At 63.1% G+C, this 22123-nt stretch carries 20 protein-coding genes and 1 pseudogene; 14 read left to right on the forward strand and 7 right to left on the reverse strand.

The window, feature by feature from the left end; all coding sequences use genetic code 11:
- Positions 1-58: 58 nt before the first annotated feature.
- Positions 59-1078, reverse strand: coding sequence for an ABC transporter ATP-binding protein (locus tag AC0WRY_RS20230; RefSeq protein ID WP_491123492.1), 1020 nt, complete (start codon positions 1076-1078; stop codon positions 59-61).
- Positions 1079-1300: 222 nt separating this feature from the next.
- Here AC0WRY_RS20230 and AC0WRY_RS20235 point away from each other — a divergent pair, with 222 nt between their 5' ends.
- The 9 genes from AC0WRY_RS20235 (at position 1301) to AC0WRY_RS20275 (ending at position 11731) form a co-directional block, all read left to right on the forward strand.
- Positions 1301-2104 carry a DeoR/GlpR family DNA-binding transcription regulator gene (locus tag AC0WRY_RS20235; protein ID WP_211417453.1) on the forward strand — a complete coding sequence of 268 codons (804 nt, stop codon included), beginning with the start codon at positions 1301-1303 and terminating at the stop codon, positions 2102-2104.
- A 184-nt stretch (positions 2105-2288) separates the two neighbouring features.
- Complete coding sequence (locus AC0WRY_RS20240) at positions 2289-3683, forward strand: ABC transporter substrate-binding protein (RefSeq protein ID WP_491120640.1); 1395 nt, start codon at positions 2289-2291, stop codon at positions 3681-3683.
- A gap of 3 nt (positions 3684-3686) precedes the next feature.
- Positions 3687-4622, forward strand: coding sequence for a carbohydrate ABC transporter permease (locus tag AC0WRY_RS20245; protein ID WP_491120642.1), 936 nt, complete (start codon positions 3687-3689; stop codon positions 4620-4622).
- Positions 4619-5458 carry a carbohydrate ABC transporter permease gene (locus AC0WRY_RS20250; RefSeq protein ID WP_491120644.1) on the forward strand — a complete coding sequence of 280 codons (840 nt, stop codon included), beginning with the start codon at positions 4619-4621 and terminating at the stop codon, positions 5456-5458. Before AC0WRY_RS20245 ends, AC0WRY_RS20250 begins: the two co-directional genes overlap by 4 nt.
- Positions 5455-6507 carry an ABC transporter ATP-binding protein gene (locus AC0WRY_RS20255; RefSeq protein ID WP_210346974.1) on the forward strand — a complete coding sequence of 351 codons (1053 nt, stop codon included), beginning with the start codon at positions 5455-5457 and terminating at the stop codon, positions 6505-6507. Before AC0WRY_RS20250 ends, AC0WRY_RS20255 begins: the two co-directional genes overlap by 4 nt.
- A 4-nt stretch (positions 6508-6511) precedes the next feature.
- Positions 6512-7285 carry a GntR family transcriptional regulator gene (locus AC0WRY_RS20260; RefSeq protein WP_491120646.1) on the forward strand — a complete coding sequence of 258 codons (774 nt, stop codon included), beginning with the start codon at positions 6512-6514 and terminating at the stop codon, positions 7283-7285.
- Positions 7286-7317: 32 nt separating this feature from the next.
- Complete coding sequence (locus tag AC0WRY_RS20265) at positions 7318-8961, forward strand: arylsulfatase (protein ID WP_491120648.1); 1644 nt, start codon at positions 7318-7320, stop codon at positions 8959-8961.
- A 147-nt stretch (positions 8962-9108) separates the two neighbouring features.
- Positions 9109-9939 carry a formylglycine-generating enzyme family protein gene (locus tag AC0WRY_RS20270; RefSeq protein WP_491120650.1) on the forward strand — a complete coding sequence of 277 codons (831 nt, stop codon included), beginning with the start codon at positions 9109-9111 and terminating at the stop codon, positions 9937-9939.
- A gap of 1 nt (position 9940) precedes the next feature.
- Positions 9941-11731: a chloride channel protein gene (locus AC0WRY_RS20275; protein ID WP_491120652.1), complete on the forward strand. Its 1791-nt coding sequence runs from the start codon at positions 9941-9943 to the stop codon at positions 11729-11731.
- 5 nt (positions 11732-11736) lie between these two features.
- Here the strand turns inward: AC0WRY_RS20275 and AC0WRY_RS20280 are convergent, their stop codons facing one another.
- Genes AC0WRY_RS20280 through AC0WRY_RS20290 form a run of 3 tightly spaced genes read right to left on the reverse strand, consistent with a single transcriptional unit; the run spans position 11737 to position 15210 of the window.
- Positions 11737-12459: a GntR family transcriptional regulator gene (locus AC0WRY_RS20280; RefSeq protein ID WP_491120654.1), complete on the reverse strand. Its 723-nt coding sequence runs from the start codon at positions 12457-12459 to the stop codon at positions 11737-11739.
- Between the two features lie 28 nt (positions 12460-12487).
- Entirely contained in the window at positions 12488-14083 is a 1596-nt protein-coding gene (locus tag AC0WRY_RS20285) for a GMC family oxidoreductase (RefSeq protein ID WP_491120656.1), read from the reverse strand.
- Positions 14083-15210 carry a mandelate racemase/muconate lactonizing enzyme family protein gene (locus AC0WRY_RS20290; RefSeq protein WP_491120658.1) on the reverse strand — a complete coding sequence of 376 codons (1128 nt, stop codon included), beginning with the start codon at positions 15208-15210 and terminating at the stop codon, positions 14083-14085. The genes AC0WRY_RS20285 and AC0WRY_RS20290 overlap by 1 nt, the downstream gene beginning before the upstream one ends.
- A gap of 106 nt (positions 15211-15316) precedes the next feature.
- Between AC0WRY_RS20290 and AC0WRY_RS20295 the strand changes: the two genes are divergently transcribed.
- Genes AC0WRY_RS20295 through AC0WRY_RS20305 form a run of 3 tightly spaced genes read left to right on the forward strand, consistent with a single transcriptional unit; the run spans position 15317 to position 17909 of the window.
- Positions 15317-16087 carry an ABC transporter permease gene (locus AC0WRY_RS20295; protein ID WP_194402558.1) on the forward strand — a complete coding sequence of 257 codons (771 nt, stop codon included), beginning with the start codon at positions 15317-15319 and terminating at the stop codon, positions 16085-16087.
- Positions 16084-16893 carry an ABC transporter ATP-binding protein gene (locus tag AC0WRY_RS20300; RefSeq protein ID WP_194402559.1) on the forward strand — a complete coding sequence of 270 codons (810 nt, stop codon included), beginning with the start codon at positions 16084-16086 and terminating at the stop codon, positions 16891-16893. The genes AC0WRY_RS20295 and AC0WRY_RS20300 overlap by 4 nt, the downstream gene beginning before the upstream one ends.
- A gap of 20 nt (positions 16894-16913) precedes the next feature.
- On the forward strand, positions 16914-17909 hold the full coding sequence (locus tag AC0WRY_RS20305) for an ABC transporter substrate-binding protein (protein WP_211417466.1): 996 nt from the start codon (positions 16914-16916) through the stop codon (positions 17907-17909).
- 1004 nt (positions 17910-18913) lie between these two features.
- Here AC0WRY_RS20305 and AC0WRY_RS20310 read toward each other — a convergent pair.
- A pseudogene (locus tag AC0WRY_RS20310) lies at positions 18914-19225 on the reverse strand (hypothetical protein); the annotation flags it as partial.
- A gap of 256 nt (positions 19226-19481) precedes the next feature.
- On the opposite strand from AC0WRY_RS20310, the gene AC0WRY_RS20315 reads away from it, so the two are divergent.
- Positions 19482-19733 (forward strand): hypothetical protein, encoded by a 252-nt coding sequence (locus tag AC0WRY_RS20315; RefSeq protein ID WP_491120661.1) that lies wholly within the window; start codon positions 19482-19484, stop codon positions 19731-19733.
- 28 nt (positions 19734-19761) lie between these two features.
- Here the strand turns inward: AC0WRY_RS20315 and AC0WRY_RS20320 are convergent, their stop codons facing one another.
- Positions 19762-20448, reverse strand: a complete 687-nt coding sequence (locus AC0WRY_RS20320) for a LuxR C-terminal-related transcriptional regulator (protein ID WP_491120663.1) — start codon at positions 20446-20448, stop codon at positions 19762-19764.
- Positions 20449-21307: 859 nt separating this feature from the next.
- On the opposite strand from AC0WRY_RS20320, the gene AC0WRY_RS20325 reads away from it, so the two are divergent.
- The gene (locus AC0WRY_RS20325) at positions 21308-21652 is read left to right on the forward strand and encodes an H-NS histone family protein (protein WP_194402563.1); all 345 of its coding nucleotides are present in this window, start codon (positions 21308-21310) and stop codon (positions 21650-21652) included.
- Positions 21653-21708: 56 nt separating this feature from the next.
- On the opposite strand, the gene AC0WRY_RS20330 is transcribed toward AC0WRY_RS20325, so the two are convergent.
- Positions 21709-21930: a hypothetical protein gene (locus AC0WRY_RS20330; RefSeq protein WP_211417470.1), complete on the reverse strand. Its 222-nt coding sequence runs from the start codon at positions 21928-21930 to the stop codon at positions 21709-21711.
- Between the last annotated feature and the right edge of the window lie 193 nt (positions 21931-22123).

Raw genomic sequence — 22123 nt, forward strand, 5'->3', positions numbered from 1 at the left:
GTCGCGCAAACATCTCTCTCTCCCTCTGTAATCCGCCGAGCGCCTGAAGCCACCGCTGCTATCCAGCAGAGGTCGCCAGCCGGCCCTCCCTGGCAGAAGTTTCCAATCGGCATTCCGTAGCCAGATCGAACCGATGCTCGTGACCGGCCTCCCAGGCCAGCCGGACATCCTCGCCGGGCTGAACCTTGCTGAACCCGTCGAGCCGCACCGAGATCGGCTGACCGTCGATGTCGCACAGCACGATGCTGTCGGCTCCGAGATGCTCGACGGCCTTGACCCGAGCGGCATGATCGCCACCGGGCACGATGCGAATGTGCTCCGGCCGGATGCCGATCAGATGATCGCCCTGACGCACCAGGTTCATCGGCGGGGTGCCGATGAAACGCGCCGTAAACGCCGTCGCCGGCCTGTTGTAGAGCTCTTCCGGCGAGCCGTTCTGCTCGATCCGGCCATCGCGCATCAGGACGACGCGGTCCGCCATCGTCATGGCTTCGGTCTGATCGTGGGTCACGTAGACCATCGTCATGCCAAGGCGCTGCTGCAACGCGCGGATTTCCGTTCGCATCTCGTGCCGCAGCTTGGCGTCCAGGTTGGACAGCGGCTCGTCCATGAGACAGACCCGCGCCTCGGCGATGATGGCGCGTCCCAGCGCGACGCGCTGGCGCTGCCCTCCCGACAATTGCGACGGCTTGCGATCAAGCAGATGCGCGAGACCAACGATGTCGGCGACGCGACGAAGCCGGGCGTCGCGTTCGGCGCGCGACACCCGCCGCACGCGCAGGCCGAAAATGATGTTCTCGGCCACGCTCAAATGCGGGAACAGCGCATAGGACTGGAAGACCATGGAGATCTTCCGGTCCGCCGGCGAGAGGCGGGTCACGTCCACGCCGCCGATGGCGATCGTGCCGGCATCGGCCTCCTCGAGCCCGGCGATCAGCCGCAACGTGGTCGACTTGCCGCAGCCGGACGGCCCCAGCAGCACCAGCAGCGAGCCCTCGTCCGCCGTCAGACTGATGTCATCGACGGCGCGCATCGCGCCCCACGACTTGGAGACATGATTCAGCGTAATCGCCGACATGGCCGGTTTGCTCTCAGCATGATGCAGCGACGCTGATGGCGGCTCGCTCCAACGGAGCAGCACAGTGCCGGTCAAAGACCAGTACATGCGTCCTCCCTCGAGCCACGCGCATTCATCGGCGTAGCAACTATTATGTTCATATGAACATAGTGTGACACCATATGAAACAGAAAATTGCGTCTTGGCCGTTCGAATGATACTTTTGTCGCGAACGGAGGGCTCATGGCCAGGAGCGCCACGACACGTCAGGTCCACATACTGGAGATCGTGCGCGAGCAAGGCTTCGCTTCCATCGAGCAGCTTGCGGCGCGTTTCGAGGTGACCCAGCAGACCATCCGCCGCCTTGTGAATGCGCTCTGCGACCAGGGATTGCTTCGGCGCGTGCATGGTGGGGTCAGCCTCCCCGTCCAGAATCAGAACCTCGCCTACAGCAGCAGACACAGGCTGAACGCCGAAGCCAAGCGGCGGATCGCGCATGCGACCGCCAAACTCATTCCCGACGGGACCTCGCTGATGATCGGGCTCGGCACGACGCCCGAATATGTCGCGCAGGCACTTTCCCGTCGACGGGATCTGCGGGTGATCACCAACAGCCTGAACGTGGCCGCAGCCTTCTCGCATAATCCGGACGTGGAGATCACTATCGCCGGCGGCACGCTGAGGCCGCTCGACCGCGACATCATTGGCGAGGCCGCCGTGCATTTCTTCTCGGGATTTCGCGCCGACTTCGGAATCTTCGGCGTCGGCGGCGTCGATGCGGACGGCTCGCTGCTCGACTTCCATGTCGATGAAGTCAAGGCACGCCAATCCATCGCCGCCAATTCACGAACGTCCGTGCTCGTGGCCGACATCACCAAATTCGGGCGCAATGCAACGGTTCGCGGCGGCCACCTCGACGATTGCCACCATCTCGTTATCGACGACCGATTGCCGGCAGCGTTCGAACTGAGCGCACAGCGATATAGCGGCCAGATCCATACGGCCGGCGACGCTCGCGCAGATTTCGAACTCCTCGGCGACATCTAGCCGGCAACTGCATCTCATCGCTGCTCGGCCCGATCGCGCCTCCAGGAGGCGAGGTCCGCAGTCGTTCCACGCTTCGAGCCAAACGGCCGGAGGACACCCAATTTGTCGCGGTTGACTTGTTATAACATTTGGGCAAATGTCCTAACTAACCGGAAATATAAATCCGGATTTTCGGGAGGACCGCATGCCGCCATTCACGCCGACGCGACGAACGCTACTCAAGACCGGAACCGCAGCCGCCGCTTTCGCGACGCTTGGTCCGGCCTTTCTCCGGCAAGCTGCCGCACAGGACGCCGACCTTGCGCCTTACAAATCCGCCCAGATCGACTGGCAGCAGGTGTCCGGCGAGACCATCACGGTCGCCGTGATCCCGGCGAGCTATTTCGAAAACCTCATTGCACTGGCGCCGCAGTTCAAGGCGCTCACCGGCATCGACGTTCGCTTCGAGAAGATTCCGCCGGCGCAGATCCGACAGAAGAGCGTCATCGACCTGACCTCCAAGACCGGCACCTACGCGACCCACGCCGCCGATCCCATGTATTACGCGCTCTATGCCGCGAACAAATGGGTCGAGCCGCTCGACACTTATCTCGCCGACAAATCGCTGACCGACCCGGCCTGGTTCAAGCTCGACGACATCATTCCGGCCTGGCGCAGCGCCAACGGCATCGACGGCAAGCTCTATGGCGTGCCCTATGACGGCGAAGTCACCATTCAGGTCTATCGCAAGGACCTCTATGACGCGAAGGGCCTGAAGCCGGCCGACACGCTAGAGGCCTACACGTCCAATGCCGCGGCGTTGAACACACCGAACGATCGCGTCTGGGGCGCAGCGTTGCGCGGCGTCGCCGGTGCTGGCCAGAACATGTACATCTATCCGTCGATCTTCCGCGAGTTCGGCGGCGACTGGATGAAGGGCGGCAAGCTCACCGTCAATGGCCCCGAGGCCGAGGCGGCGCTCGCCTGGTACGTCGACATCATGAAGAAGTACGCGCCGACCGCGGCGGCGAACTGGAACTGGCCCGATATCGCCGACGCCTTCTCGCAAGGCACCGTCGCCAGCTACATCGACGCACACTCATCGGCTTCGGTCATCAACAATCCCGAAAAATCCAAGGTGATTGGCAAGGTCGCCTATGCGCGCTGGCCCAAGGGCCCCTCGGGCAAGCGCACAACGTCGATCTGGAACTGGGGCTTCCCGATCAATTCCGCACTGCCGGAGAAGAAGCGCAAGGCGACCTGGCTGTTCATCCAATGGGCCGCGAGCGCTGAGACCCAGGCGCGCACCGCGCACAAGTTCGCCGGTCCCACCAAACGCTCGGGCGTCAACCGCACCTCGGTGTGGAAGGATCCCGACTACATCAAGCTGATGAACGGCTTTGGCGAGAACTTCGTCGAGGCTACGATGGGGGCCCTGCAGGACGACACCGACGTCGACTGGCGTCCGCGCGTGCCGCAATGGCCGGCGATCGGTGACACCATGGCGACCGCGATCCAGTCGGCCCTCTCCGGCCAGGTCACGATCAAGGCCGCGCTGGACGATGCGCAGCGCCGCATCGAACCGATGATGCGCGGCTGAGCCATGGCGACGACAGCGGTGACATCGGCCGGGATCGCGAGCGAGGCGCCTCGCAGCGATTTCGGCCACGTCCTGGCGCAGCGCGAGCGCCGGTTCGCAGCAGCCCTGCTCGCACCGGCGTTTCTTGCGCTGCTCGCCACGACGACGTTTCCGCTGCTCTTCCTGGTCTATACCAGTGCGTTCCGGATGGATCTGGCGATGCCGTTCACCAACGGCTTCGTCGGATTCGAGAACTACCAGATGCTGCTCTCCGACGAGCGCTTCTGGACCTCGCTGCTGGTGAGCCTCGTCTATACCGGCTCGACCGTCGCGCTGCAGGTCATCATTGGCCTCGCGCTCGCCTTGCTGGTCATGGACATGAAGCGTGGCCAGGGCTGGTTCAGGGTCATCGCCATCCTTCCCGTGGTGCTGTCGCCGGCCGTGGTCGGAATGATCTGGCGCACCTTCATGCTGGCGCCGGAATTCGGCATCGTGGACTTCCTCGCCATCAATGCCGGTCTCGGCAGCAAGAACTGGCTCGGCGATCCCACGCTCGCGATGGTCTCGGTGATCGCGATCCACACCTGGCAGTGGACGCCGTTCGCGTTCATGGTGCTGCTGGCATCGCTCGCCTCGCTGCCCGAAGACATCTACGAGGCGGCGCAGCTCGACCGCGCCTCCGCCTGGCAACGTTTTCGCCGCATCACCCTGCCATTGCTGCGCCCGGCGATCGTCATGGTCATCATCATGCGGACCATGGTGGCGCTGACCGCGTTCGCGGCGATCTTCACCGTCACCGCCGGCGGCCCCGGCACGGCGACCGAGATCCTCAATCTCTATGCCTACCGGAAATCCTTCACCGAGCTGTCGATCGGTTACGGCTCGGCGCTCGCGGTCGCGCTCCTGGTCGTGACCATCATCATCTCCGGCATCCTGTTCGCGATGCGGAGGGCGAAATGACCGCCAAGCGCCTCCGCATCATAGCCCTGCTCGCGATCTCCACGGTCTTCCTGCTCGCCTGGGCGTTTCCGATCGTCTGGAGCGTGCTGAACTCGCTCAAGACCGATTCCGACGTACTGGCCTATCCGCCCAAGCTGGTGTTCGCGCCGACGCTGGACGCCTATCGCGACGTGCTGTTCGGCTCGGGATCGATCCTGCCGAACCTGCTCTCCAGCGTCATCATCTCGGTCGGCACCACCGTGGTCACCATGCTGATGGCCGTGCCCGCGGCCTATGCGCTGGCGCGCCTGCGCTTTCGCGGCAAGAAGTTCGCGGGCTTCTACGTGCTGGCCACGCAGATGCTGCCGCCGGTCGGCATCATCATCCCCTACTTCCTGGTGCTGCGGAACATCGGCTGGATCGACACCTATCAGGGCATCATCCTGATCTATCTGTCGTTCTCCCTGCCCTTCGCGATCTGGCTGCTGGTCTCCTATTTCGAAGACATTCCTTTCGAGATGGAGGAAGCTGCCTATCTCGACGGCGCCAGCCGATTGAAGACGCTGTGGCGGATCATCATTCCGCAGGTCCGGGGCGGCATCGCCGTGACGATCGTGTTCGTGTTCCTCAATGCGTGGAACGAATTCCTGTTCGCCGTCGTGCTCAGCGGCAACACGGTGCGTCCGGTCACGGTCGCCATGTTCAATTTCGTCTCCGTCGAGCAGACGCTGTGGGCCAAACTCGCCGCGGTCTCGGTTCTCGCCATGCTGCCTGTCGTCGTCCTCGGCGTGGTCGCGCAGAAGCATATCGTGAAGGGCCTGACGGTCGGTGCAGTCAAGGGCGGAGGACGCCGATGAGCGGCCAGGGTCAGGTCAGTTTTCGCAACATCGTCAAGATGCACGGCGAGTTCGCCGCTCTGAAGGGCGTCAATTTCGACATCAAGCCGGGCGAGTTCTTCGCGCTGCTCGGCCCGTCCGGCTCGGGCAAGAGCACGACGCTGCGCATCCTCGCAGGTCTGGATGCACCGACCGCCGGCCGCGTGCTGATCGACGACAAGGACGTCACCTCGACCGATGCGCGGGACCGCGACATCGCCATGGTATTCCAGAGCTACGCGCTCTACCCGCACATGACGGTGGCCGAGAACATCGCCTTCCCGCTGGAGATGGCCAAGCTGCCGAAGGCCGAGATCACGCCCGCAGTGAAGGACGCGGCGCGCAAGGTGAAGATCGACCATTTGCTCGACCGCAAGCCGGGCCAGCTCTCGGGCGGCCAGCAGCAGCGTTGCGCGCTGGCCCGCGCTATCGTGCGCAAGGCTCGCCTGTTCCTGCTGGACGAACCGCTCTCGAACCTCGATGCAAAGCTGCGGCTGGAAACCCGCGCCGAGTTGAAGAAGTTGCAGCGCTCGCTCGGCGTCACCGCGGTCTACGTCACCCACGATCAGGAAGAGGCCATGACCCTTGCGGACCGGATGGCGGTGTTCATGTCGGGCGAAATCCAGCAGGTCGGCACGCCCGCGGAGGTGTTCGCCCGCCCGAACTCGATCGACATTGCCGGCTTCATCGGCAATCCCCCGATGAACCTCGTCCCTGCCCTCTACGTGGATGGCGACGTCATCATCGCAGGCCATCGTCTCAAGACGACGGCCACGACCGCGGGTGAGCGCGACGTGGTGGTCGGACTTCGGCCCGGCGCCCTCCGCATGACGGAGGGGGGCCTCGGCGCGCGCGTCGACCTGATCGAGGATCTCGGCGATACCGCCGTGCTCGACCTCGACTGCGCCGGCACCATGATCCGCATGCGCGTCGCCGACGGCAACATTCCCGGCGAGGGCGACACGATCTCGATCACGGCCCGACCGCAAGACATTCATCTGTTCGATCCAGCAACGCGCATGCGGCTCTGACACCATGGCTATTCAAACACGCAAGAAGAAGGCCGCGCCGCTCGGCAGCGATGTCGTTGCGGAAGGCTCAATGCCCCTGCATATCCAGATCCGTGAATCCATTCGCAGCCAGGTGCGCGACGGCAAGTTGATCGACGAGACCGGCCGCCTGATGACCGAGGCCGAACTCGGCCGCCATTTCGGCGTCAGCCGCATCACCATCCGCAACGCCATAGCCCCCCTCGTGAACGAAGGCATGTTCGACCGCTCGCGCGGCCGCGGCACCTTCCTGCGCTCGAACCAGCCCGAGAACTGGGTCGGCCACCTCATGGGCTTTTCGGAAACCATCCGCGATGCCGGCTACCAGGCCGGCGCCACGATCCTGCAGCAGGGCATGACCAACCGGCACGACGCCGCCGTTCGCGAGCAGCTGCGCGAGCGCGCCGTCTGGCAGCTCCGGCGCTTGCGGCTCGCGGACGACACGCCGATTGCCATCGAGCACGCCTTCTATCCCCCGGATATCGGTCTCGAGCTCGAGAAGCGCGATCTGGTCTCGATCATCATGTACCGCGTCTTCGAGGACGAGCTTGGCCTCGCCATCAAGGACGCCCAGCAGACCATCAGCGCCGACCTCGCCGACGCCGGCAGCGCCAAGCTGCTGGGGGTCAAGGTCGGCTCGCCCCTGCTCTCCATCGAGCGCGTCACCTTCGGCAAGGACGGACGGGCGCTCGAGCTGCTGCGCGCCGTGTACTTGCCGAAATATTTCCGCCTCAGCATCAGCCTGACGCGCCGCCACTAGCAACGACACACGTCGAGAACGAGGACACAAACATGCCGAATGGCGCAAAGACCCCCGATAGCCCCAACATCCTGCTCATCCTCAACGACGACATGGGCTTTTCGGACATCGGCTGTTACGGCGGCGAAATCCAGACGCCGAACCTCGACCGCCTCGCGGCGAATGGCTTGCGCTATTCGCAGTTCTACAACACCGCACGCTGCAGCCCGTCGCGCGCCTCGCTGCTCACCGGCCTGCATCCGCACCAGACCGGCATCGGCATCCTCACCTACAGCAACGGCCCGGAAGGCTATGCCGGCAATCTGAACAAGAGCTGCGTGACAATCGCCGAAGCCCTGAAGAGCAGAAACTACACGTCCTACCTCAGCGGCAAATGGCACATCGCCAGCAGTCTGACGGAGCCGACCGACGCATGGCCTATGCAGCGCGGCTTCGACCACTTCTACGGCACCATCATCGGCGCCGGATCGTTTTACCATCCCAACACGCTCACCCGCGGCAACGACAATATCGAGCACGAGGCGGTGAAGGATCCCTCGTTCTTCTACACCGATGCGATCAGCGATCAGGCTGCCGCCTTCATCCGCCAGCACAAGGTGCAGAGGCCCGACGCGCCATTCTTCCAGTACGTCGCCTATACGGCGCCGCATTGGCCGCTTCATGCCCATGACGAGGACATCGCCAAGTACAAGGGCCGCTTCGATGCGGGCTGGGACAGGCTGCGCGAGGAGCGCCTCAAGCGCCTGGTCGACGACGGCATTATCCATCCGAACTGGCGCCTGACCGATCGCGATCCGACCCAACCGCCGTGGACCGACGCGGAGCAGCGCGAATGGACGCTGCGCTGCATGGAGGTCTACGCGGCCCAGATTGACCGCATGGACCAGGGCATCGGCCGCATCCTGAAGGCGCTGGACGAGACCGGCCAGATGGACAACACGCTGATCATCTTCCTCTCCGACAACGGCGCCTGCGCCGAGGACATTCCGGAAGGCGTCACGGCAAAGGAGCTGGTCGACCAGCTCATGATCGCGCAGGCGAAGACGCGCGACGGCAGACCGGTGCGCTTCGGCAATGACCCGACCCTGATGCCCGGCGCCGAGGACACCTACCAGAGCTACGGCACCGCCTGGGCCAACCTCTCCAACACGCCGTTCCGTCTCTACAAGCACTGGATCCACGAAGGCGGCATCGCAACCCCGTTCATCGTGCACTGGCCGCGCGGCATTTCCGAGAAAGGCGGCCTGCGGCACAATCCGAGCCAGCTCACCGACGTGATGGCGACCATCCTCGACGTCACCGGCGCCACCTATCCCAAGGAGTATAACGGCAACGCCATCCTGCCCTGCGAAGGCGAGAGCCTAGTGCCGTCATTCGCCTCGGCATATGGCAACCGGGGCCCGCTGTTCTGGGAGCACGAGGGCAACGCCGCCGTTCGCGTCGGCAAGTGGAAGCTGGTGCGGAAGTATCCCGGCCCCTGGGAGCTCTACGACATGGAGACGGACCGCACCGAGATGAACGATCTCGCCGCGCAGCATCCGGATCGCGTCCGCGAGATGACGGCGCAGTATCAGCAATGGGCCAATCGCTGCGGCGTGATCCCGCGCGAGAAGATTCTGGAGTTGATGAAGGCGGAAGGCGGCACAGCCTTCTGGGAGGAAGAGAAGCAGAAATAGGGCATGACCGGGGATCGCTCACACTGTTGCACTCGGCGCGCCGCCGGCAGCGGGCCGGCGACGGGCGAGGATGCGCAAGCGGCGATCACTCCCAGTTCAACTCCGATCCTGCGCCGCTGGAGCTCACTGATCGGCGGAACCTTCCACATGGGATCCGCCGGCATCGGCTTCGTCGAGGACGGCGAAGGCCCGGTACGGCTGGTGACGTTGTCGCCGTTTGCCATTGCCTGCCACGCCGTGAGCAATCTGCAATTCGGCGACTTCGTCCGGGCCACGGGCTACACGACGGATGCCGAACGCTACGGCTGGAGCTTTGTCTTCGACGGGCTGTTGCCGGAAGAGACACGTGCGGCCCGCACGACGCGCGTTCAGGAAACGCCATGGTGGGTCCCGGTGACGCGCGCCTATTGGGCGCAGCCGGAAGGACCTGCGAGCAGCATTCTGGACAGGCTCGATCATCCCGTCGTCCACGTCTCCTGGAACGACGCACAGGCCTATTGCCGATGGTCCGGCACGCGCATGCCGACCGAGGCGGAATGGGAGATGGCCGCGCGCGGCGGGCTGGACCGGGCCACCTACCCCTGGGGCGACGAGCTGAAGCCCGGCGGCGAGCATCGCTGCAATATCTGGCAGGGCAACTTTCCCGACCGCAACACCCTGGATGATGGCTATTTCGGTACGGCGCCGGTTCACAGTTTCGTGCCCAACGGATATGGCCTGCACAATGTCGCCGGAAACGTCTGGGAATGGTGCGAAGACTATTTTTCGCCGAACTATCACCGCCTCACGCCATCGCGAGATCCCTTGAACCGCGAGCCTGCTCCCAACCGGTCGATGCGCGGCGGATCCTTCCTCTGCCACGAATCCTACTGCAATCGCTACCGCGTCGCGGCGCGAAGTTCCAACACGCCCGACTCCGCGTCCAGCAATATCGGCTTCCGCGTCGTGCGCACCGAACCGCTGCGGGATCCGGCCTAGGATGGCGCCGGCATCACATCCTGCGAAGCCGGCCGCGGCTCCCGGCATCCGCCTGCTGCCGTTGTTCCTGCGCAACTTCGTGCGCAATCGCGAGACCGGCCTTGTGCTGGTCGCGATCGTCGTCGGACTGCTCAGTGGCGTGCTGGTGGCTGCGATCTCGAGCCTCAGCCAGGTTTCTCACGCCCTGCTGTTCGACATTCCTTTCGATGCACATCTCAGCGCCACCGGCGTGATCTCCTGGCAGCGCACGCTCCTGGTCCCGATGCTGGGCGGCCTGGTGCTCGCGCTGATCGGACTGTATTTTGCCCGGCGCGTGAAGGGACAGCAGCTCGCCGACGCAATCGAGGCCAATGCGCTCTATGGTGGCCGGGTGTCCTTTCGCGGCAGCCTGCTGATCTCGATCCAGACGCTGCTGTCCAACGGGTTCGGCGGATCGGTCGGTCTGGAGGCCGGCTATACCCAGATTTGCTCGATGTTCGGCTCCCATGTCGGCCAGCGCCTGGCTGCCCGTCGCAACGACATGCGGCTGCTGGTGGCCTGCGGCGCCGCGGGGGCGATCAGCGCCGCATTTTCCGCACCGCTCGCGGGCGCCTTCTACGCCTTCGAGGTCGTGCTCGGCGCCTATACGTCCGCCGGTCTCGTGCCGGTCATCGCCAGCGCCGTCACCGCATGGCTCGTCGCGCGGCAATTGACGCACCAGTCCTTCCTGATGGTGCCTGGATTTCCTTCGCCGGTTTCCGTCGAAATGATCGGGCAGACGGTGCTGATCGGCACCATCTGCGCTTTCGTCAGCATCCTCGTGATGCTCGCCGTCGCATTCTCCGAACGCTGCTTTCAGCGCATCACGGTGTTCAAGGGCTTCCTGCGCCCAATTCTCGGCGGCCTCCTCCTCGGCGGCCTCGCCTTGCTGACGCCCACTGTGCTCGGCGCCGGTCACGGCGCGATGCAGATCCTGCTGGTCAGCAATCCGACCTGGCTTCTGCTCACGACCACAATCTTGTTCAAGATCCTCGCCTCCGCCATCTCGCTCGGCTCCGGCTTCCGCGGCGGCCTGTTCTTCGCCTCGCTGTTCCTGGGCGCGCTGATCGGGCAGCTCTACAGCATCGTGCTGACCGGCCCTCTTCCCACGCTGGCGCTTCAACCCGGCACGGCCGCCATCGCGGCGCTCGCCGCACTCGGGACGGGCGTCCTTGGCGCGCCGTTCAGCATGGTGTGTCTTGCGCTTGAGATCACCGGCGATTTCTCCGTCACCGTTGGAGCGGTGGTCGCGTCGTCGGTCTGCGCGCTGATCGTGCGCGAGCTATTCGGGTACAGCTTCGCCACATGGCGCTTCCATCTGCGCGGCGAGGTGATCCGCGGCCCGCAGGACATCGGCTGGGTACGGCAGATGAGCGCGGCTTCGCTGATGCGCACCGACTTCGAGAACGCGCTGACGACAATGCCGATCGGCGAGGCGCAAAAGCTGTTCTCGCCGGCACAGGTTCGCCAGATCGTGCTCCGCGATCCCAGCGGCATCTATGCGGGCATCGTGCCCGCCGCGACGCTTCATTCCGTCGCCAACCAGGACGACGAGCAGCTGGGGTCACTGGCCCAGCAACAGGATGAGTGCCTGCTCCCGACGACGCCGGTGCGCGAGATCCTGAAGGCCTTTGAACGCAGCGAGGCCGATGTGCTCGCGGTCGTCGATCGCACCGATCATCGCGCGACGATCGGCACCTTAAGCGAATCCCACGTCCTGCGCACCTACGGCGAGGAGCTTGAGCGCCGAAACCAGGAATTGTTCTCGCGTTGAGAGGGCTAGGGCCGCAGATCCATGTCGATCCGCACGAAGTCGCCGCGATAGGTGACTTCGCCGAGATAGATCACGGTGCGGTCCGCGGTCGTGAAGATTCGGCGGACTTCTGCCACCGGCGAATTCAGCGGCACGCGCAGCAGCCGCGCCGCTTCGATGTCCGCGGCACCTATCGTCAGCGTCTGGCGCGCGCTGGCGATGGCGGGATCCCTGAGATCGTTCAGGATCGGAATCACGGTCTCGTTGCGAAAACGCTTCGGTGACCTGCGGAAGATCTTCTCGTCGAGATAGATGGAAATGACGCAATACGGCTGCTTCTCCCGCGAATGCAGCCGACGCATGAAGACATATTTTTCGGCCGGCTTGCCGTCTCCGGGAAGCAGCGGCGCATTGGTGCGGCTTTCCGAGATATTGATGATCTCGGGCGAAGTGTCGCGATACATGTCGGCGAGATCGGACAGCGTGGTCTCGACCTTGAGCCAGCGATCCTGCCGCACAGTCCCCGTGACGAAGGTGCCGCGGCCCTGCTGCGCCTCGATTACGCCGTCGCGCGCGAGGAGCTCCACCGCCTGCCTGATCGTAACGCGCGACACGCCGAACTCGGCCGCGAGCTCCTCATTGGCCGGCAGGCGAAAGCCCTGAGTCCAGACGCCGCGCGCGATGCGCTGCCGGCAGATGTCGGCGATCTGTGCGTATTTGGGGACGTGGCTGTCGGAACTCAATTCCATCTCGTCCTCCGGAATTCCGGTCGCGCGATCAAGCCATGACCATCGCTGCACCGCGTTCGCCAATCATGAGGCTCGTCGCATTCGTATTGGCCGAGGTAATTTGCGGCATCACCGAGGCATCGATCACCCGCAGCCGCTCGACGCCGCGCACACGCAGCTGCGGATCAAGCACGGCCTGCGCGTCGCGGCCCATGCGACAGGTCCCGACACAGTGAAATACCGTGCCTCCCGTGTTGCGCGCAAAGTCCCACAGCCCGGCATCATCCCTGGCCGCCTCGCCCGGCACCACCTCGACATCCCAGAGCGGGCGAAACGCCTTCTGCCGATAGATCTCGCGCAGAATCTTCAGGCCCGCAACAATGGTCTTGCGGTCGATCTCCTCGGCGAAATAGTTCGGCACGATGCGCGGCTGCTCGAACGGATCGGTCGAACTGACCGCAAGCCGTCCGCGCGACTTTCCGTGGCACTGCCAGACCGAGGCGGTGAAGCCGGAATAACTGTGCAGAGGCTCGCCGGGCTTGTCGACCGAGAGCGGCATCACGTTGAACTGCACGTCCGGCCGTCCGCCGACGGAATATTCGGTGCAAGCTGCGCCGCCGACCTGCCCCGCCCCTACCGTCAATGGACCGCTGCCCGCCAGCATCCATTGCAGCCCCATCTTCGTTAGCTCGACGGGATTGCGGACTTGATCGTTGAGCGAAATTTGCTCTTTCAGGCGAACGATCAGCCGGGCCTGATAATGATCCTGAAGATTGGCGCCGACGTCAGGGGAATCGGCGACGACGGAAATGCCGAGCTTGCGCAGCAGGTCGGCCGGACCAACGCCGGACAACTGGAGGATCTGCGGCGACTGCAGTGCGCCGCCCGACAGGATGATCTCTCGATCAGCCGCTGCGCTGTGGACCTGCCCTTTGCTGATCCACTCGACGCCGGTCGCGACGCGACCGTTGAAAATGACCCTGCTGACCTGCGCCTGGGTAATGATGGTGAGGTTCGGACGACCGGCGACGGGACGCAGAAACGCAGAGGCCGAACTGGTCCGCCAGTGCCGCCCGATGCCGAGCTGGTAGGTGCCAACGCCGAGCGTCGTAGCGCCGTTGAAGTCGGGATTGCGCGGCAAGCCGAACTGCACGCCGGCCTCGACCCAGGCCTTCGATGCCGGATTATCGTTGCGGAGATCGGAGACTTCGAACTCGCCGAGCCCCCCGTGAAACTGGCTCTCGCCGCCTCGGTAGCGTTCGTAGCGCCGAAAATACGGCAGGAGCTCGCGATAGCTCCAGCCGTCGGCACCGAGGCGTTCCCAATCGTCAAAATCCTCATGCTGGCCCCGAATGAAGATCAGACCGTTGATCGACGAGGAACCACCCAGCACGCGGCCGCGCGGCCAGACGATGGCGCGACCGCCACTCCCTTCCGAAGGCTCGGTCCTGAACAGGCGCGAGAACCGCTCGTTGTAGATGGTCCGGTAGTAGCCGACCGGAAGCTTCAGCCAGAAATTCCGATCCGATCCGCCGGCCTCCAGCAGCAGCACGCGGCAGGCCGGATCCGCAGACAATCGGTTCGCGACCACGCAGCCGGCCGAGCCCGCGCCGACGATGATGTAGTCATAACCGCGTGCTGGCATCAGATCGTCCGGTAATTTTCGATTGAGGCAAGATCGGGCGTGATGCCGAGGCCCGCTTCGTCGCCGAGCTCGATCATGCCGTCGCGGACATCGAGCACCGGACCGCAGAACCGGTCACGTAGCGGGTTTTCATTGCAGTCGACTTCGAGCAATCCGTCGCCGCCGACGCCGGCGAGAAGATGCGCAGATGCCAGAAGACCGATGCCGGCGCCGAGATAATGCGGGCAGAACATCTTTCCCGACTTGAGGATATCGCGCGCGATGCCCGCGCAAGCCGACAGCCCGCCCCATTTGGCGAGGTCCGGCTGGACGACACCGAGCACCGGCTCACGCAGCACCTCGGCAAAGCCGGCATGGCTCGCGATGTTCTCGCCGGCCGCGAGCGGAAAGCGGATGGCCTCGCGCAATTGCGCCCATTCCTGGCGGTGGCGATCGGCGCGAAGCGGTTCCTCGAGCCAGGCGAGCGCGAAGTGCTCGAGTTGCGGTGCAAGCTCCAGCGCCTGCGCCAGGCTCCAGCCCTGATTGACGTCGGCAGCGAGCAGACCTTCACCCACGAGGCGGCGCAACGCGGCGAGATTGGCGCGGTCGCCTGCCGGATCGAAGCCGATCTTCAGCTTCAGCGCGCGGTATCCGCGGGCCAGAGCCGCTTCCGCCGTCCGCTCGGACCCGACCGGATTGATGCCGCTGGCGTAGACCCTGATCGTACGCCTCGTCCCGCCGAGCAGCTTCCACAGCGCGACGTTCCGGCGGCGCGCGTAGAGATCCCAGACGGCCAGATCGATGCCGGCGATCGATTGCGCAAACGGCCCGGCCTCTCCTGATTGCAGCGCGAGCACCGACGTTCCCTGCGTCAGGTGTTCGAACGCGTCGGACGGCTCACGCGCGTTGAACCCGACGAGGGCCGGTGCCAGCACCTCGTTGACGAGCCGCACACGATGTTCGGCCCCCGGTGCTGGAAAATTGCACCACACTTCACCCCAACCGATATTGCCATCGCCGTCCTCGACGCGGACGAACACGGCGGGCCGATCTTTCATCCGCCCGAAGGACGTGATGACCGGCATGGTCAGCGGGTAGCGATAGCCAAAGGCCTGGACGCTTCGGAGGGTGAAAGGCGGCGATGTCATGCGGGAATGCCTGCAACGCCTACGACCAAAGGCGCCACTTGTATGGTCATCCTATTTATAATATGACCTCTGAAAACATCAACCGCAATCTGGGTGGACGCGTCGAATGAACGGAGCCGGCCTGAGACGCCTCGGTCTCGGATTGATACCGTGGATCGGTGCAATCCTGCTCTGGTACGCCGTGCGCTGGAGTGGCTTCGTCAACGTCTCGCTGATCCCCGCGCCGCACCAGGTCGCCGCCAAATTCTTCGAGCTTCTGACCAAGGAAGGTCTGTTGATCGACATCTTTGCTTCGACTCGGCGCGTCTTTCTCGGCGTCGCGCTCGGCATCCTCGTGGCCGTGCCGGTCGGATTTCTGCTGGGCTGGTATCGCCCCGCCCGCACCTTCGCAGACCCCATGATCAACTTCTTTCGCGCACTGCCGCCGATCGCGCTGATCCCGCTGGTGATCGTCTATTTTGGCGTCGACGAGCTCGCAAAGCTCGTCATCCTGTTCTACGCCTCCTTCTTCTCCGGCGTGATCGTGATGTATGAGGGCGTGTCGCAGATCACCCCGCTCTACATCCGCGTGGCGCAGACGCTCGGAGCCAACCAGGCGGAGATCTTTCGCAAGGTCATCATTCCCCTCACCGTCCCGCACATTCTCACGGCGCTGCGCGTGGCATTGGGCGTGGCCTGGGCGACGCTGGTCGCATCCGAGCTGATCGCGGCGCAGCGCGGGCTCGGCGCCATGATCCAGAATGCCTCGACCTACTTCCTGCTCGACGTCATCTATGTCGGCATCATCTGCATCGGCCTGATCGCGCTGATCATGGATTTGATCCTGCGCAAGATCACCGCGCGGCTGTTGGTCTGGCAGGATCGGGCCATCGCATGAAAAAGCGCGCGCAGTTCGACAAGGTGTCGCTGTCCTTCGAGACGCCGAAGGGCCGCCTCTTAGTCGTCGAGGACGTCAGCTACGACATCAACGACGGCGACTTCATCGCGGTGATCGGGCCGTCCGGCTGCGGCAAGACCACGATGATGAGCATGCTCGCCGGCTTCCAGAAGCCGACGACCGGCAAGGTCCTGTTCGACGGCCGCCCCGTCGCCGGTCCCGGCCCCGAGCGCGGCGTCATCTTTCAGGAATATGGCGTCTTCCCCTGGTTGACGGTGAAGCAGAACATCGCTTTCGGCCTGACGCTCAAAGCCAACCATGTCGCGACCGCCGAGCGCGACGCGATCTGCGATCACTATCTCGGCCTGATGGGCCTGTCTGACTTCGCCAATTCCTATCCGAAACATCTGTCCGGCGGTATGCGGCAGCGGCTGGCGATCGCGCGGGCCTATGCCGTGAAACCGCAATTTCTGCTGATGGACGAACCATTCGGGGCGCTCGACGCCCAAACCCGATCCAACATGCAGAACCTGCTGCTCAAGGTGCTGGAGACCGAAGGCAAGACCGTCATGCTGATTACCCATTCTGTTGAGGAAGCGATCTACCTCGCTTCCCGCATCGTGGTGGTGACGGCGCGGCCGGCGCGGATCAAGGAGATCATCGACGTTCCCTTCGCTTACCCGCGCGATGAATCGATCCAGGAACGTCCGGAATTCGCTGAGCTACGCAGTCATATCAGGCAGCTGGTCATGGACGAATATCGCGCCCAGCAGGCGCAGATGCGTCCGGTCTCATTCTCGGAATAACAAGTAACGGAGGACACATCATGGATCGGCGGCAATTTCTGACCACGACGGCAGGCCTGGCACTCGGCACGTTCACGGCAGCAGCCCCCGCAATCGCCCAGGCAAAAACTAAGGTTCGCGTTGGCTATCTCCACACCGTCGCCGTCGACGGCCAGATCTGGACCGGCATGGACCGCGGCTCCTTCGAAAAGCAGGGCCTCGATCTCGAACTGCGACAGTTCAACACCGGCCTCGAAATCTTCCAGGCGCTGATTGGTGGCAGCCTCGACGTGCTGGCAACTGGCGCTGTCCTCTCGAACTTCCCGGCCCGCGGCCAAGGCAAGGTATTTCTGATCAACGACATCGAGGTGGCGACGGCGCAGCTCTGGGTTCGCGGCGATCAGGGCATCAAGTCGTTCGCGGATTTGAAGGGCAAGCGCATCGCAACCGCGACCGGCACGACGGCGCACGTGTTCCTCGACACCGCGCTCCGGGCCAACAAGGTCGATCCAAAGGAGGTCGAGCTCGTCAACCAGACGATGCCGGCGGCCGTTACTGCCTTCATCTCCGGCGCCGTGCCTGCCGTGGCGCTCTGGGTACCGTTCAACGTCACGGTCCGCGACAAGGTCCCGGGCGCGACCATGCTTGCCGATGCGTCAGCCTATTATCCCAAGGCGGCTATTATCGGCGGCTGGGCTGCGGCGAACGACTATTACGAACCCAACAAGGAGACCCTCGCCAAGCTGATCCGCGGCTGGGCGGATGCCAACGACTACATCGTCGCGAACAGCAACGAGGCGATGGAGAAGCTGCAGAAGGGTCATTACAGCCAGACGCCATTGTCAGATATCAACGAGTCCTTCAAGGCCCAGAAGATGTTTACGTCCAAGGACTGGAAGCGGATGTACTCGGACGGGACCGTCACCAACTGGCTGCAGCAGTCGACGGACTTCTTCATGGCCAATGCGGGCATCAAGGACTTCACGCCGGCGAGCAAATACTTCGATCCGAGCCTGTATTTGAAGACGATCGCCTAGATACCAAGGCACCGAGAGACTCGGAGTTCGCGCCGGACACGTCACCTGTGCGGCGCGCTCCAGTTGTCTTCACTCGGCCGATGATTTGCTGACGTACCAAGCATGTGTTGAGCACCGAAGGGAACACCCGTCCCTTCCGCACGCTCGACTACGCTGCTGCACTCCCCTGTTCAGATCGGCGTAGATTGCCGCTCCAAACAGGCTAAGCTGGTCTCATGGGTCAACTGGTCGCAGTCTTTTGGAGGGCGAGACGTTCCCAAGGCTACGCCAAGCTCCGCGATAGCTGGCATCAAGCCCCTCATTCATTCGCCTTGCGGCGCTCGTTACAACAACCGGACTTATTGAGACCAAGTAGCACAGGCACGAGCTTTGCCTCTGCGAAGCTACGACGACCGCTCGCAGTCCGGGCTGGACTACGCGACCTGCCCGCCTTCCGCAGCTCGCGCTGGCGATTTTCCTCCCGACTCACCCATTCTCTGAGCTCCTCAAGCTCCGCGAGTTCGGTGACAAGCGCTTCGAGACGATGTCGAAGCAGAGCCCGGGGATCGCCGGCTTGAACGGGGCTATTCATGACGCGCCTCCTGATCGAGCTCTTAGAACTCGACCACTTTAGGGAGTCGGGAAAAATATGCAATCCTATTCGCACTAACAGTTGGCATGTTGCGCTCGTAAAAACTGCGGCGGTGCATCAAGAGGCCGCTTTGCTGTCGGGTACGCTTGCGGCCAACGTCCGGCGCGCCGGCGCCAAGGGCCCAGCATTGCCTCGCCGCCCAGCCGCCCACCGGTGGTGCGCATCGTCGACAAGGCTCCTACCGGCCCGATTGGGTTACACTGGAAATCCGAGTACTGGCTCCGGGGCAGTCCGCCTTGCGCCTTTCCTCATTCTCTTCGTCGGCGCAATCGACCCCACCATCAGCGGCTGGAATTCCGGAGCTGCCGCCAGTTGCGAAAGGTCCTTTGCCTCCACCACCGGATCCGCCGCCACCACCGGATCCGCCACCATTGCGAGATATCCCTCCGGCGCGAGACGATCCAGTAGAGGGACCGCCCGGCGCTCCGCCACCACCTCCCGATGACCCGCCGCTGGAACTCCCCGGCCCCGCCGCGGATGGCCGACCATTATCGAAGACCGACGGCCCCCGGTCGTTCTGCGTCACTCCACGCAATCCGCCCGAACTTGCAATGGCTCTGGAAGTCAGAGATGTGGATAGAAGCAGGGTCATCACTGGGGGTGTCACGGCCGCAAATTTTCCGCAGGTCCTCAAAAACGCCCGCCGGTCGTCGTTTTCGTTGCCGTCCCGGGTCACGCTACGCACTCCTCGATTTAAATATTTCAACCCACGTTATTATAAATTAAATACCTTTTCAACCAGGATTTTCTTTACCCGAATGGCGCTGCCGAACGTGCGCCGCCGTAGGATCGCCGGCAATTTTCGGGCTCGCCGCCTCCACTTTCCGACGCACCCTGTCGCTCCCTCGCGATTTTGAGCTACCCTCGCGATTTAATATCGCCATGATCATTTTAATGCGATTAAACACAGATGCGATATTTGACTATGTTGGATCATTGCGATGCCACTGCACTTCCATCGGTCCCTGGGCGACATGGAGATCTGGAGCGCGAGCAGCGACGGCTTCTCGTTCGTCATCAGCTTCGGAAGCCCCGGAGGTCCCGGCTTTCACGGCCGCACCGGCTATTTGGGGAGCTGGCGCCCGCTCTACGAGAACCAAGCCGCAATCAAGATTGGCGGCTCGCCGTTGCGAACGCTAGCCGAGGCCGAAGGGGCCTGCCGCACCGCAATTGGGCATCTGGCACCGCGATAAGCCCGCCGCTTTACGCAGGGCGCTCCCCTTAGTCCTCGACCGGATTCTGCTGCAACAGAGCACGAGGATTGAGCTCACCCGACGGTGCGTGCGGCCCGCTCCGCGAAATCGCCAATGCCGCGAGCAGTGTACGGTTGCTCACATCCAGCTTCTGGAAAATGTGATGGAGGTGGACCTTGATCGTCCCGTCGACAAGATTCAGCCGACGCCCAATCGCTTTATTCGATAGACCCTCCGACACGAGCCGCACGATCTGACGCTCCCGACTCGTGAGTAGCGTCAGAGCCTGATCACCGGCGCGGGGCTCCTCGCTGGCCCGCTCGGCGCTCGGCGCGACAGCCGCTTGGTTCTGCGTAGCCTCCCGCAGGGTCGCGACCAGCATCTCCGGATCCGCGTCCTTCGGAAGGACGATGCAGGCGCCGTCCAGGGCAAGCCTTTGTAAGTCACGATCGCTCGTGGTAGCGGCGAAGAAGATGATCGGCAGGCCCGGGCTCAAAGCGCTTGCGGGAGCGAGGATCTGCTGCGGACTGACGTCGGGCAGTGCAGCGTCGACAAGCGCGATGTCCGGCAGAAGAAATCGGATGGCCTCGATGCAGCTCGCACCATCGCTGCAAGACGCGACAACCGTGAAATCACGGTGCATCGCAAGAACGCTCTTGATGCCTTGCAAGACGATCGGATGTCGATCCGCAATGACAATTCTGATGCGGCGCATGTTGCCCCTGCCTATTGCTGATAACCCCCCGTGCAGACGTTTATTCCAACGCTCTGTTCGCGAGGATAGCCAGTCCGCTCGACCGTAACGCCGCGCCGTCAGGTCTCGGCCTGCCCGGCAACATCTATGGCGCCACAGTAACTTGCGCAGCGAATGCGTGCAGCACCGTAAGAATGCGGTGCTTTCTGCAAAACTTCAGCCCGTAAATCCCGCACGTAAGGACCGCGCCTTAGACAACTTGGGGCAGAATGGACCAGGAAATTCTCTCAGAACATGTCGTCCGTGCGCCAGTTGGTCGCCTGGCATTATTGTCAACATTCAATTAACTTCGTTGGCGTCGTTATTACGAATGATATATTGGGGCCTTCACGATTCAAATCTAACATTCGACGAAGTTTTAGCGAAAGCGAGGCCTTCGAAGGCCCCGCTTCTGAAAGGGAGAAAAGTAATACTATTCATCAAAGCAAAGCTGGGCAAGTAATTGCGAAAATGGCCGCTGCGTCTTTTCACGGCTCGTCGGTCGCAGGGGCATCGTCAGCAATGAGTAGGTGTTCACATGTATTCTTCGGCTATTTTGCGTCAAACTCATCAAGCCCTGATCATTCGATTCACTGAATTGCAGAACCTACGTAGTCGCGTGTCGATGGCCGAGCAGCGGTTGCTCGCGCCCAGGCGGCGCCCCCAGGTGCGGGCGCTTGGAAGGCGATTGCGCATTCGACGGCACGGGCCCGGCCGGTAACTCCAACCGCCCAAGTTGAAATCGGCACAGGCGCGCGCGAGTGGATCGCGCTTGCCGGACCCCCGCTGGACCTGATAATCCCCCTCTGTTTCGGTTCGGGGGCATTGGGGGACGGCTTCCATGGAGAACGACGACTGGGCGTCCATGACCACAGCCGAGCTGTGGCGACTTTACGACGAGGTCACGACTGTTCTTGGCCGCAGGATGACCGCGGAGAAAGCCAAACTCGAAGAACGGCTTCGCAGGATTGAGGGGACGGCCGCTGCGGCCCAGAACGAGGAACGTTCTCGCCGCCCCTACCCCCCAGTGTTGCCGAAATACCAGAACCCGAAAGATCCCTCGGAAACTTGGTCGGGTCGCGGTAAGCAGCCCCGATGGCTGAAGGCTCAGCTTCGAGCCGGTAAGAAGCTGCATGATCTCCTGATCGATCGGTCGTCCGCACAAAGGCGCCGCCGGACCGGTTGAGCCCGGCCGCGCTGCGGCAGCCTACGCACCCACGGCTGCCCGTTGCACCGCAGAATCTACCGGTCGTGATCTTCTTTCCCGTTGGGGCTGCCGTCACCGCCGCCATTGCCGAAGCCATTGTTGCCCCGCACAATGCGACCGCCTGAACTGGCTATCGCAGCCGAGGTCAGCGAGGTGGAGAGCAACAGCGTGACGGCTGGCGGGGTCACGGCGGCAAACTTGCCGCAGCTCTTCAGGAATTCACGACGATCGTCGCCTTCTGCATCGAGATGGGTCATAAGCTCGTCCTACTCCAATCCCAGCCCCATTCAAGATAAACCGCGGCTCACCAGCGGGCAAATTAAATATGCAAATTTTTGATGATTTAATTTCGGCCAATCCCATTTGCGCCGGGATCCAACGGCAACTCGGATGACACCCCTGTTGCGCCTGAACTCAGACTCCGATGTATTTACTTTTGACATTTAATTT

The sequence above is a fragment of the Bradyrhizobium sp. T-12 genome, from assembly GCF_058314695.1.